The organism is Oceanobacillus neutriphilus, from assembly GCF_014645515.1.
GTDB classification, from domain to species: Bacteria; Bacillota; Bacilli; order Bacillales; family Amphibacillaceae; genus Oceanobacillus; species Oceanobacillus neutriphilus.
In genome coordinates, this window is the sequence record NZ_BMLW01000003.1 from 88,154 (window position 1) to 100,605 (window position 12,452).

A 12,452-nucleotide genomic window follows, 5' to 3' on the forward strand; every position below is an offset into this window, starting at 1 on the left:
TTGAATACTGTAATGAAATTAGCAGGAAAGAAGGGAAAAAATGGAACATATGGGATGGTTGTCGCTTATTCCGCCGATTTTGGCAGTTATTTTAGCGATTATTACAAAAAACGTTATTATTTCATTATTTTTAGGAACTTTTACAGGCGTCCTCATTATTGTGGGAGGGAATCCATTAACTGCAACAACAGAAACGATAGGTAATTTCCTGTTTCCGCAATTAACGGACAGTTATAACGCAGCTGTACTTGTTCTGCTGTTTTTTATAGGAGGATTTGTTGCTCTGGTGGAAAAATCAGGAGGCGGAGCTGCGCTTGCTGCCAAAACTGTCAAATCCATTAATTCGAAGGTGAAAGCACAATTGTCTGCCTGGCTGGGAGGATTGATTATTTTCTTCTCAGATTTAGGAACCCCTTTGATCATCGGTCCTATATTTGAAAAAATCTTTGATAAAGCAAGAATTTCCAGAGAGAAGCTGGCGTATATCATTGACTCTACATCCTCTCCGGTTGCTGTATTAATTCCTTTTATTGGCTGGGGTGTTTATATCATGGGACTGATAAAGAGTGAATTTGACAGCTTGGGAATAACTGCATCAGAATTCGATACATTTGTGCAAGTCATTCCTTTTCAGTTCTATGCAATTTCAGCAGTTTTAATGGTACCATTAATGGCTGTATTAAAATTGGATTTTGGCCCGATGGCTAAAGCGGAACGCAGAGTCAGAGAGACAGGCGAACTGTATTGGAAGGATTCAAAGCCACTGCGAAGATCAGATAATCAAACGGAGGCTGATCATCAGGAAAGTAAAGCTATTCTAATCTGGCTGCCTTTGTTGGTGTTGTTTGTTACTTTGTTCAGTTTATTATTAACAAAAGGATTTCCTTTTGAACCAGTAGACGGAAATGACTTCCGTGTTTCCTTGACGACGGCCTACTTATTTGCGGCAATTACCATTTTTATTTTATTAATCATTTTCCGTTTGAAAAAATTTGGAGAGATTTTTGATATTTACACAACAGGAATGCAGAAGATGGTTTATGTTGCAGCAACACTCGTTTTAGCTTGGTCCCTAGGAACGGTAATCGGTGAAATGGGGACAGCAAATTATATTGTTGAACTGATGCAGGGAAGAGTTCCAGCATTTATTATCCCGGCATTGCTATTTGTTATTGGTGCCATTGTTTCCCTGGCTTCCGGATCTTCGTGGGGGACGTTTGCGATCATGCTTCCCGTTGCTATTCCGATGGCGGTTGCATTGGATGCACAGCTGCTTGTCTGCATCGGTGCTGTATTATCAGGCGGCATTTTTGGAGACCACAGCTCTCCAATCTCTGATACTAGTATTCTGTCATCCACAGGAGCCGGTTCAGATCATATTGATCATGTAAAAACACAGTTCCCATATGCGTTAACCAATGCAATCATTGCTTTAATTGGTTTCGTAGTGGCTGGATTGACCGGGAGTCCGTGGACTGTCGTATTAACAATTGTATTGCTTGTTTTAGCAGCGTTTGTCTTATCGAAGCTTGCAAAAAATAAATATGAATCTAATATCAGTGCGTAACAAAAAACATGTCTTGCTGATGCGGGGCATGTTTTTGTTTGTCTTTTATATTAAAATAGAGAATATAGATATTCCAGGTTAAGAATAGGTTCATTTTTTGGGAAATGAGGGAAAAGATAATGAAATGGGAAAAAGCGGCTGAAAAAGATTATATCAGCTTGATTCAATTATGGGAGAAGTCTGTTTTGGCAACGCATCACTTTTTAGATAAAGCGGATAGAGAAGCAATTAAAACAGAAATACCTGCATATTTTCCGCAGTTGGATATGAAGATGTGGTATCAGAATGACAGGTTCATTGGGTTTTCCGGCGTGAATGAAAAACATTTGGAAATGTTGTTCTTAGATCCCAGGGAAACAGGGTACGGATTTGGAAGTAATATTTTAACGTCTTTGATAGAAAATGATGGCATCAATTCAGTGGATGTCAATGAGGATAATAAGCAGGCAGCTGATTTTTATCTAAAAAATGGGTTTCAAGTAATTAGTAAATCGAAACAGGATGATCAGGGAAGAAATTATCCAATTTTGCATTTGGCTTTGAAAAAGTTATAAAATTAGAATAATAGGTTGGATGTGTAGTTGGAAACCTTTGTTCATTTCTTTTACAATTAATTTTATTAAACCTCTTAGAAGGGACAGACATCATATGGAAGAGTCAGTAGTAGTAAAAAAAGGCGGACTATTTAATAAATATCGCACAATTCAACAAGGGATAGATGCTGTTTTAGACGGTGGTACAGTCTATATAGAGAGCGGTCAATACACAGAAAATCTAGTTGTTGATGGCAGAAGTATAACACTAAAGGGAAAAGGACAAGTTATTATTTCAAGTTCGTCAAATGTGCCTTTATTAAAAACAATAGATGCAGCTGTCATGCTTCAAGGAATTGCATTTCAACAGGCAGGGCACACCAATGCAATTTATGTAAAGGAAACATCGGAGGTTAACATAGAGGGTTGTAAGATTGAAGGCGAAAATTATAAGGATGTAAAGACAACTTATCCGGCCCTTTGGATTGGTTTGGAGTCAAAGGTGCATGTGAAAAACAGCACACTTATCGGTCATACCTCCAATTCGCTTCATACAGAAGAATCTGTTGTAACTATAGAGAACTGTGATGTGAAAGGGGTGGGGATTTATGCCGGTTTAGGAAGCAGGCTGACTGCTGAGAATCTGGTAATAAAAAATCCCAGCAACTATGGAATTTTTGCAAAAGAAGCAGAGCTGAATCTGCACGAAGTAAGTATGACCGGCGGTGGCGTAGCTGTTATCTTAGAAGATAGCAAAGGCTATATCAATTCCCTGACAACCAATCATACATATCGGGATGTGCTGAGGGTGGATCACAGTGAACTAACTGTGGAAAAGTCGGAAATGAAAAACTTTTGTGAAATAAAGAGAAAGGATGAGAAGGCCGGCTATCCTGCTGTCTATATAAAAAATCATTCTATTGTAAAATTGAATAATGTGGATATACATGATTCTCTTTTTGACGGAATTCAAGTCTATCAGTCTCAATTGGAGCTTTCTAATGCTTTTTTGAAAAAATTGTTTATGGGCATCTATATTCGCGAGCAATCTACCGTTAAACTGGAAAATATAGAAATGACACAATTGGACTACAATGCTGTCAGTGTGGCGGGACAATCAAATGTAATGATAAAAAACAGCTTGTTTGATCATTGTGTAAATGAGCACGAAAAAAATTATCCGGTTATTTTTATGAAGGAACAAGGAAGTCTCCATCTGGAAGGAACGACCATAAAGGGTTCTCTTCATGATGCTGTCTATTTAGATGGAGTTCAAAACACGTACTTAGATGATGTGACATTTGATGCAGTAAATACAGGGGTGTATATACAAAAATCTATTTTAAATGCCAATCAGCTGACAATAAAAAATTGCTATAAAAATGCATTGATACTTCAGGATGGCGAGGCGGATATTCGCAACAGCTATTTAGAAAATAATAATCTGAACAGCTCGGCAACCTACGAAAGAAATTCAGATATACCAAAAGCAGTAGATGCTGCCATTTCCATTGCTAATGCCAAGGTAGCATTGGATAGTATTGAGGTAATTGATAAGACGGCAGCTATTTCTTTACGAGAACGAAGCAGTCTAAATGCAAGTTCACTGCAGCTTTCCGGAGGAGTTTTTTCGATGGACAGTACCATAGATATTTCCTATCTGACGTTCAGGAATATAGAGAAAGAAGCAGTCCACTTTAAACTATTAAGAGGAACTGCTGCCAGAGTTCAGTTTGATGATCCAAGTGTAAGAGTGTGGCTGGCGAAGGATAAGAGCAGCCGGTTTTCATCAAATTTAATACACTCTCCGAATATGGTGTTAACATATGACTTTACTGGAAAAGAAGCAGGGCCAGCGCCGGTCAATACTGCCATTTCATTTAAAAAGAAAGAACCACAGCCTAAGGATAAAGAATCTGTTCAGATGGAAAGCCTGATTGGCCCGACAGCTTATAAAGAAATGATGAAAAAACTCTTGAAAGAAATCACTTTGTATAAGGTCCGGACTACTCAGGGGATTTCAATGGATCAGCAGTGGGGAGTACTATGGCTGCAAAAAGGAATGAAGGATCTTACACCTTTCTTTGAGCAAACTCGAAACCTGCTTATTGAAGCGGAGCTAATAAAAGAAAACGAATATTTTCGATTGTCTGAAATGCCTTCATTAAGCGATTTAGATCAGATAAATAGCGGTTTATTATGGGTGGATCAGCTTGAAAAAATAGAAAATGACACGGACCTGATGGCCTTATTAGAAAATAAATTTCTTAATCAAAATCTCGTTATCATTATTTCCGGAGAAGAAACAGAGATTAATCAATTGAAGCATTTTGCTCCAAAATTAATGGAGCAATTAAACTATAAAGCTGTATTTGATTTCTATACAGCAGAGGAAACAGCAGAAATTGCCTGTCAAATCTTAGTGAAGCATCAATTTGTTTTTGATTCAGCCTTTCTAAAGGAATCTATTAAAGATAATTATCCGGCATCTGTAGATGAGCATATCATTCAATGGCCGGAAGAAATTGTTAAATCGATTATTCAGGTTCAGTCTGAGAGGTTATTAGAGCAATCTGAGCTATCGCTTGAAAAAGAACAGATTATCAGTTTGACACAATCCGATATATTGAAAGGAATTATGGCTGTGGAATAACTAAAAAAGTCAGCTTATTAGAAAGTTTACTGTGTAAACATCTTTAAAATATAATTTTAGAATGGAATCAGTACGATATCTGATAGGTAAGACAACTAGTTCGTTTTATAAAGCCACCTGTTCTGAAAGATTTGAGAAGCAGGCGGCTTGTTTTATGATGAGCTATTATTCAATAGTTTATAGCAAGTGCAGTATTATATAATTGCAGGTAATACTTTAAGCTATTTTATGTTTTTTCACTGGTACGACATGGTCAAAACTCGCATTCTTTTCCCTGACTGTAATAAAAGCAACAGCTCCAATCAGACTAGGTATAGCAAATGCCATAAACGCATGCTGCGGATCTAAATTGGTTGTCAGTAAAAGCGCAATGGCTACCGGCGCCATGATTCCTCCAATTCGCCCGACACCAACAGCTATACTTAATCCGGTCGTACGAATCTCTCTTGGGTAGAATTCGGAAATATATGGATTGACTAAATTTTGTGTCCCCACGGTACAAGCGCCTGTTAATGTAATGATAAGATATAGTAAGAGTGAATTTGTTGTTATACTTAACATAACAAAACATAGTGATCCGATAAAAAACATCAGGATTAAGACAAAACGATGTCCAAGACGGCTCACTAACATCCCGCCAAATATAGAACCGGAAATTTGTCCGACAGCAAGCATCAGATTAAAGGATAGGCTGGACGCGAGGCCGTGACCTGATTCAACCATAATTTGCGGCAGCCAGGTTGTTAATCCCGATATAACGAGCATCGAGCAAGTGACTGCAATCCAAAATGCAAGGGTGCTGCTGGTCCGTTTATTCGAGAAAACCTTTTTAATCGGGAATTCTCTTGTGCTCGCTTTGAATGTTTCATATTCATAGTTATCGGTCGCTTGATAGTTACCACCAGGGTCAACTTTATTGAGAATTTCTGCGATTTTACCTCCTTTTTTCTTTTTAAGATAATAAGAAACAGATTCAGGAAATTGCTTTAAGAACCAAGGCAGTGTGATAAGGGGAATAATACTAGTCCAATATAATAATCTCCAGCTCGTCAATTCCATCAAGTACATTCCGATTAAGGAAGCGATAATTGCTCCGATAGAATAGCCGCAGTACATTGTAGCAATCGTCAACGCCCGTTTCTTCACCGGAGAATACTCACCCATAATTGCTACAAGGATCGGCATAATTCCGCCTAAGCCCAGTGAAGCAATAATCCGCATAATCATAAATAAGGTTGGGTCCTTTGCAAAGCCTGCTAAAAAGGTAAAAAAGCTGAATAAGGTTAAGCAAATGGCAATTGCTTTTTTACGGCCAATTAGATCAGAAATAGAACCAAGCAGAAAAGTACCGACCATCGCACTGATAAGAGTATAGCTGCTTATAGCCCCAGCTTCCACTCTGCTGATATTAAAATCCTCCATCATTAAAGGTAACCCAATTCCGTATATGGCCACGTCAAAGCCATCAAAGCCGATAGCGAAAAAGCACCAAAGAAAAATAAGTAAATGGAATTTATTAAATTTACTGTTACCCAGAACTTGCGTTGTTTGAACCGTCCGCATAATTTTAATCTTCCTTCCGTTGAGTTAAATTTCACAATGTAAATGATTAAACAGAATGTTATCATGAAACGGCAGTTATAAGGTAATTGTAAAAATGTATCGCTTGCTATAGGAAGAAACTATATTGAATAAGATTAATTATTATCTTCTTATCCAAGTCCATCACCATAAGGAGAGAAGATATACTCAGAACAAGAAGTTTTAAATTAACAAATAATAGCGGGCTTATTTCAGAGGATTGTATCTTCCCCTGAAATAAGCCCGCTAAATACAAAGGTAATAGATAATAATTCGAGAAAATCTGTTTATTTTTCATCACATTCGTACAATAACTGCTCCGCCGCCACTGCCCTGAACACACTTCGTATCTTCCTGATCATGTATTGACTGTAACAGACGATTGTTCTGCATAATCAATTGATTAAGCTGATCCATTTGATTTTTGAGATGTGTCATCATTTGCATCATGGATTGCATATCCGGTGTTATACCGTCATAGGAGCTGACAGGATATGTTGAATGGGTATTATATTGTCCCTGTTTATTTATATCCCGGACAGGAAACATATTGTATCCTGGTAACATACCTGCTCCATACTCAGGGCCTTGGAGTTGTGTTTCCGCACCTTGATTACCCGATTTGTTTCTGCTGCCGGCGGGATGATGATGGTTATCCTGCTGAATATTATCCCTCTGATTTTGATGATATGGGTGCCATTTGGGTGAGGGTTGATTGTGAAAAGACATCCGTTAACCTCCTTTCAACCTACACCCAGTTTATTCGCCTTTTCTTTCCGTGTGTGTAACAATCTGAAAAAGATTGATTTGCTGCAGCTGCGCTGGTCCATAATTATGTAAAATTCTTTTAAAGCCTAAAAAACCATCTGATATAGAATTTTTCCTATCAGATGGTTTTAAGATTGAGCTATTCAGTTAAAAGAGGGTAGAATCCTTCTTCATTATGCGTTTCTGTTCCCACTAACGGCGGGTTGAATACACACACCATACGCATCTCTGTACGTGCACGAAGGCGGTGTTTATCATTTTCATTTAAAAGATACATTGTGCCAGGCTTAATCTGGTACACTTCTCCGTTCGAAACCTTTTCAATTTCTCCTTCACCTTCGATGCAGTACACTGCTTCAATATGATTTTTATACCAGAAGAAATTATCTGTTCCTGCTTTAATTATTGTATCGTTCATACTGAAGCCGACCCCGTCTTTCTTTAAAATAAAACGGCGGCTCTCCCAGTTTTCGGATTTTGTTTCAGCATCTGTTCCAAGTAAATCTTCCAGTGATTTTACGATCATTTATTATTTCCCCTCTCTGTTAATAAGTCTCTATCTATTTTATCGTTCAAGTACATGTTTTATGCTGTCATCCAGCAGCTTCAGCCCTTTTTCCAGTCCTTCCTGATCAATAATCAGCGGTGGCAGGAATTTAACTACTTCATCATCTGGACCTGAAGTTTCTACAATCAGTCCGCGCTTAAAAGCCTCTGCACAAATTTCTCCTGCCAATCCTTCTTTTTCAATAGCAATACCCTGCATTAAACCTCTGCCCCTGGCTTCTCCCTGTAATTCAGGATATTTTTCAATCAGCTTGTTCACTGCTTTTTTTAGAAATACGCCTTTTTCTTGTATTTCCTTACTGAAATCATCTGTCTCCCAATTTTTAAGCGCTTCCGTTGCAGCAATAAACGCCATGTTGTTGCCGCGGAAGGTTCCATTATGCTCGCCGGGTCCCCATTGGTCATACTCTGATTTAATCAGAGTAATTGCCATTGGAAGGCCGATTCCGCCGATGGATTTGGATAGACAGACAATATCTGGTTCAATCCCTGCTGGTTCAAAGCTGAAAAATGTACCGGTACGGCCATTTCCGGCCTGTACATCATCGACAATCAGCAGAATATCCCAGCGTCTGCACAGCTCTTCTACTTTTTTCAGCCATTCCATTCGTGCAGCATTAATTCCGCCTTCTCCCTGAACGGTTTCCAGAATAATTGCGGCAGGCAACGCTACGCCGCTTCCGCTGTCTTCTAAAAATCGATCCAGGTAAGCAATGGAATCATGATCCTCAACATAATTATCAAATGGCATAGATACAGCATGATGCAGTGGAATACCGGCTCCATGACGTTTAAAGGAATTTCCAGTTACAGAAAGCGATCCGATAGTCATCCCATGAAAAGCATTGGTAAAGCTGATTACAGTCTCCCGGCCGGTTACTTTTCTGGCAATTTTCAGAGCACTTTCTACTGTATTTGTTCCGGTAGGGCCGGGGAACATAATCTTGTAATCAAGATTTCTCGGCTTGAGTATAATTTCATTAAAGCGTTCCAGAAAATTTTCTCTTGGGGGAGTTCCCATATCGAGACTATGGATAATGCCATCATTTTTGATATATTCAATTAATTTCTCCTGCATTACATCATCATTGTGACCATAATTTAATGTGCCTGCACCTGCAAAGAAATCAATATATTCTTTTCCGTCTGTATCCCACAGCCTGTAGCCTTTTGATTTTTCAAAAACAGTAGGCCATCCTCTGCTGTAGCTTCTTACTTCTGATTCTAAATTTTCAAACGTTCTCATTTTCGCATCATTTAATGTTGCTGTTGTCAATGAAATCATTCCTTTTATTATTTATTTTCTGCAGCAATTGGTCCAATCGTAAACAGTAACTCATCCTCGTGTTCTTCCTCTTCATCCGGAAAATCGTTCGCGATGAAATAATCACTGATATGACAATCTGTATCAAGCTTTTCAGCAAGACCCTTAAATAAAGCTTGTGAAGGGTGATTAGAAGGAGAAACGGTTGCCTCTACATAATCAATACCTTTACAGGCCTCACGCTTTAATAATTGGCGCAGCATTTTCGTCGCTAATCCGTTACCCCGAGCGGAAGCATCTACAGCAACCTGCCAGATAAATAATCTATTCTGATTATTCGGATTTTTATACCCGGAAATAAAACCGAGCGTTTTCCCGTCTTTCTCTGCAACAATCGAGGTTTCAGAAAAAATATCACACCACATTAAATAACTGTAAGATGAATTGAGATCGAGTACCCTGGTATCTTTAATCAGTTCCCAAACAGCAGCTCCATCATCTTTTACAGGCTTGCGAAAATAAAAAACGGTTTCAAATTCAACAGTTAATGTTGTTTCATTTTTGGTGTTTGTGTTAATGCTCTCACCTCCTGAGTGGATTTTTTACTTACCATATTAGATTAACATAAGCAGAAATAACGTCAAAACGCATAAAGTGGAGAATAACGTGATTATTCATGATGAGAAGGGGTGAATGTGAAATGGTTGCTATTTACTATAAAAAGCTTCGAATATAATGGAAATAATCCGTTTTTTTAAATGTTGAGGGAAATAAATGGATAAAACATTTTCCAGACTGGAGATGGATGAATATAAAAATTAAATTCATTACAGGGGAATAAAACAGCTGTCCGCTCAAGTTTGATGTTTAGGGACAGCGGTTATATAGCCTGTATTTGTTAATTTTCTTTTAACTTTTGGTCTTTTTCCATCATTTCAGATACTGTAATGGTTTTATATTGGTTTTTAGCTAAATAATCGAGAATAAGCGGAAGAGCTTTAACTGTTTGTTCTCTTTTGCCTCCTGCGTCATGAAACAGTACGACATCTCCCGGAGAAAGGTTGTTGATGACATTGTCTGCAATAGTTTTATAATCTGTCCCGTCCCAGTCTTTCGTATCCTGATCCCAGGACCATAGCACAACATGCAGATGGTTCTTTTCAGCTCTCTTTACAATCGCATCATTGTAACCACCCCCGACAGGCCGGAAAAGCTTTGGGCGGTTTCCGGTGATAGCATAAAGGATATCTGAGGTTTCTTTCATTTCTTGACTGAGTCTGCTGAGTTTAGTGGTGTGATCATAGGTATGATTGCCAAGTTCATGTCCTTCCATTACTTGCCGTTGGATGATATCCGGGAATTTTTCAGCATGGGCTCCCAATACAAAAAAAGTGGCTTTGGCATCATATTCAGCTAAAATATCCAATATAGCAGGAGTATATTTTGAGTGCGGGCCGTCATCAAAGGTTAAAGCGATAACTTTTTCCTCCGTTTTTGCATCCCAGAAAATATCCCCGTCCTCCTCAAAATCAAACCTGTCTTTCGCATAGGTTTGTTCCTGGATTAACAAGAAAAAACAAGAAGTAAGAAGCAGATAAGTAATCGTATAAAGTATTTTTTTCTTCATTTTACACCTCTCATTTCCATAAATTAAATTAATCTTTAAGTATTATTTATATCTATTATTTACTAGAAGGATTTTTTTATCATAAGCGAAAACTTGAAAATTTTGGAGAGATATACTGATTAAATATGTATTGAGAATTATTTAATCACAGAAGTTTTCGCCGTTGGAATTTTGAAAAGAAAGATACCTGAACCGGTGATTTTTTAGTTCTCCAACGATTCAGGTATCTTAAAAGTAATGTTACCTATTTGCGGTTATTACGTCGTTCATTGTTGCGCTTGTTATTTTCTTTGAAGGCATTTTCGTCAATAAACTCATTCTCATTTGCAAATTCCACGTTATTGATTTCTTGATTATGGTTGTTTTCATTATTACGATTTCTACGTTCATTGCGATTAAAATTACGTTTATTGTTATCCATTGAAAACCCTCCCAGTATTCTATATGAGGAAGACATTTATTTACGGAGCCTTGCTTTAAGCAGTTGCTCCAACATAAATACTGCCCTCGAATTATATTTTATCCCTTTATCAAAAAATCACTCGCTTTTTTGATGAACCATATTTTGTTATTTGAAAAAGCGGTTTATTTAAGCTCTAATTCCGCTAAAAATATCAGCAAATCAATTCAATACAAAAGGAAAACCCATTTTATGTATTCAGAATGAAATCATTGATGAATGAAGTGAGGGGGCGGCCATAAAAAGCTGCCTCATTGTTTATTATAGGTACAAATTTTATCATAGCGCTAATGCTCTGTTTTTTAAGTGCAGCAATACGTATACATTCATCAAAAAAACTAATACTACTTTTTAAAGCGAATAATAAATATAGGGAGGTAAAGCGCTAATGCCCAATAAACCTAAAATGACTTCATCAGAACTCGGTGCTCTTTGGATGACGTACCAGAAGAAAACATTAATTCTGCGGTATTTGGAATATTTTATTGAGAAAGCAGAGAATGAAAAAGCCCGAAATCTAATGTCGGGGTTATGGAAAAAACTCCACCCTAAAGTCGAAGAAATGCAAAAGATGATTCAAGCGGAAGGCGCAGCTGCCCCCAAAGGATTTACCCATGAAGATGTGAATTTGGAAGCGCCGAGGCTATACGAGAATGGTTTTGATATTATGTTTTGCCGAATATTAAAGAAACTCAGCCTGTCGATGTATGCTCTCCATATAACCGTTTCTTACCGCGAAGATATTATAAAGCTTTATATGGATATTATTCAAATTTCGCAGACTTATTATAATTATTTCACTCAATATTTACTGGAGGAAGGGCTTCTTCCCCGTCCAAATTATATCTCTATGCCAAAATCGGTAGATTACATTACGGACAAAAATTACACGAAAGGGACAAATATTTTAGGAAATAAACGAGTCCTGAATACGGTAGAGTTTTCATACCTTTATCAAAATATTGAGGTTAATATTACCGGTATGCAATTGATGGCAGGTTTTGCGCAATGTGCTAAGAATAAAGAAGTCCAAAAATATTTTACAAAAGGGAAGGAGCTTTCAAAAGAAATTTTAAATGAAACTGGGGAAATCCTTCTTCGGGATGATATTCAGTCACCAGCTACCTCTGGAGGCACTGTGACAAGTTCTACAACTGCACCTTTTTCAGATCAACTCATGATGATGACAACCTTCTTTTTTTGTAATGTATCTCTTGGAGCTCAAAGCTTCGGTGCTAATTTCAGTATGCGTAATGATTTGAATGCGAGTCTTGGAATAAAGGCTAAAGATATCTACCAATATGCAAGGGAAGGATTAACGATTATGCTTAATAATGGCTGGATGGAAGAACCGCCGAAAATGAATGTGTGAACAACAAAATCAATTTCTTTTTATAAATTCTAGAATCTTTTCAAAAAAACGTATATTTGT

General features: G+C 37.7%; 11 protein-coding genes. 4 read left to right on the forward strand and 7 right to left on the reverse strand.

All coding sequences use genetic code 11. The features are described 5' to 3' along the window. Positions 1-40 precede the first annotated feature (40 nt). The 3 genes from IEX29_RS05975 to IEX29_RS05985 all read left to right on the forward strand — a co-directional run bounded on the left by IEX29_RS05975 (position 41) and on the right by IEX29_RS05985 (position 4,753). Positions 41-1,567, forward strand: coding sequence for a Na+/H+ antiporter NhaC family protein (locus tag IEX29_RS05975; RefSeq protein WP_188733556.1), 1,527 nt, complete (start codon positions 41-43; stop codon positions 1,565-1,567). Positions 1,568-1,686: 119 nt separating this feature from the next. Next, the gene (locus IEX29_RS05980; RefSeq protein WP_188733557.1) at positions 1,687-2,121 is read left to right on the forward strand and encodes a GNAT family N-acetyltransferase; all 435 of its coding nucleotides are present in this window, start codon (positions 1,687-1,689) and stop codon (positions 2,119-2,121) included. A gap of 94 nt (positions 2,122-2,215) precedes the next feature. Beyond that, complete coding sequence (locus IEX29_RS05985; protein WP_188733558.1) at positions 2,216-4,753, forward strand: right-handed parallel beta-helix repeat-containing protein; 2,538 nt, start codon at positions 2,216-2,218, stop codon at positions 4,751-4,753. 216 nt (positions 4,754-4,969) lie between these two features. Here IEX29_RS05985 and IEX29_RS05990 read toward each other — a convergent pair whose 3' ends face one another. From IEX29_RS05990 to IEX29_RS06020, 7 genes are all read right to left on the reverse strand, one after another. Next, entirely contained in the window at positions 4,970-6,316 is a 1,347-nt protein-coding gene (locus IEX29_RS05990; protein ID WP_188733559.1) for an MFS transporter, read from the reverse strand. A gap of 315 nt (positions 6,317-6,631) precedes the next feature. Next, positions 6,632-7,063, reverse strand: a complete 432-nt coding sequence (locus IEX29_RS05995) for a hypothetical protein (protein ID WP_188733560.1) — start codon at positions 7,061-7,063, stop codon at positions 6,632-6,634. Between the two features lie 178 nt (positions 7,064-7,241). After that, positions 7,242-7,628 (reverse strand): ectoine synthase, encoded by a 387-nt coding sequence (locus tag IEX29_RS06000; RefSeq protein WP_188733561.1) that lies wholly within the window; start codon positions 7,626-7,628, stop codon positions 7,242-7,244. A gap of 39 nt (positions 7,629-7,667) precedes the next feature. Next, positions 7,668-8,954 (reverse strand): diaminobutyrate--2-oxoglutarate transaminase, encoded by a 1,287-nt coding sequence (gene ectB, locus IEX29_RS06005; RefSeq protein ID WP_373290651.1) that lies wholly within the window; start codon positions 8,952-8,954, stop codon positions 7,668-7,670. Between the two features lie 8 nt (positions 8,955-8,962). Further along, on the reverse strand, positions 8,963-9,532 hold the full coding sequence (gene ectA / locus IEX29_RS06010) for a diaminobutyrate acetyltransferase (protein WP_308423627.1): 570 nt from the start codon (positions 9,530-9,532) through the stop codon (positions 8,963-8,965). A 299-nt stretch (positions 9,533-9,831) separates the two neighbouring features. Continuing rightward, a complete protein-coding gene (locus tag IEX29_RS06015; RefSeq protein WP_188733562.1) occupies positions 9,832-10,560 on the reverse strand; it encodes a polysaccharide deacetylase family protein in 729 nt (242 codons plus the stop codon). Between the two features lie 244 nt (positions 10,561-10,804). Then, positions 10,805-10,981 (reverse strand): hypothetical protein, encoded by a 177-nt coding sequence (locus IEX29_RS06020; protein ID WP_188733563.1) that lies wholly within the window; start codon positions 10,979-10,981, stop codon positions 10,805-10,807. A 427-nt stretch (positions 10,982-11,408) separates the two neighbouring features. Between IEX29_RS06020 and IEX29_RS06025 the strand changes: the two genes are divergently transcribed. Then, positions 11,409-12,392 carry a DUF3231 family protein gene (locus IEX29_RS06025; RefSeq protein WP_188733564.1) on the forward strand — a complete coding sequence of 328 codons (984 nt, stop codon included), beginning with the start codon at positions 11,409-11,411 and terminating at the stop codon, positions 12,390-12,392. The last annotated feature ends 60 nt before the right edge of the window (positions 12,393-12,452 follow it).

What these genes read in the sequence shown, in the direction of transcription:
- ectB (WP_373290651.1), bottom strand. Translation starts at nt 8,954, where the DNA reads ATGATTTCATTGACAACAGCAACATTAAATGATGCGAAAATGAGAACG.
- IEX29_RS06000 (WP_188733561.1), bottom strand. Translation starts at nt 7,628, where the DNA reads ATGATCGTAAAATCACTGGAAGATTTACTTGGAACAGATGCTGAAACA.
- IEX29_RS06020 (WP_188733563.1), bottom strand. Translation starts at nt 10,981, where the DNA reads ATGGATAACAATAAACGTAATTTTAATCGCAATGAACGTAGAAATCGT.
- IEX29_RS05975 (WP_188733556.1), top strand. Translation starts at nt 41, where the DNA reads ATGGAACATATGGGATGGTTGTCGCTTATTCCGCCGATTTTGGCAGTT.
- IEX29_RS05980 (WP_188733557.1), top strand. Translation starts at nt 1,687, where the DNA reads ATGAAATGGGAAAAAGCGGCTGAAAAAGATTATATCAGCTTGATTCAA.
- IEX29_RS05990 (WP_188733559.1), bottom strand. Translation starts at nt 6,316, where the DNA reads ATGCGGACGGTTCAAACAACGCAAGTTCTGGGTAACAGTAAATTTAAT.
- IEX29_RS06015 (WP_188733562.1), bottom strand. Translation starts at nt 10,560, where the DNA reads ATGAAGAAAAAAATACTTTATACGATTACTTATCTGCTTCTTACTTCT.
- IEX29_RS06025 (WP_188733564.1), top strand. Translation starts at nt 11,409, where the DNA reads ATGCCCAATAAACCTAAAATGACTTCATCAGAACTCGGTGCTCTTTGG.
- IEX29_RS05995 (WP_188733560.1), bottom strand. Translation starts at nt 7,063, where the DNA reads ATGTCTTTTCACAATCAACCCTCACCCAAATGGCACCCATATCATCAA.
- IEX29_RS05985 (WP_188733558.1), top strand. Translation starts at nt 2,216, where the DNA reads ATGGAAGAGTCAGTAGTAGTAAAAAAAGGCGGACTATTTAATAAATAT.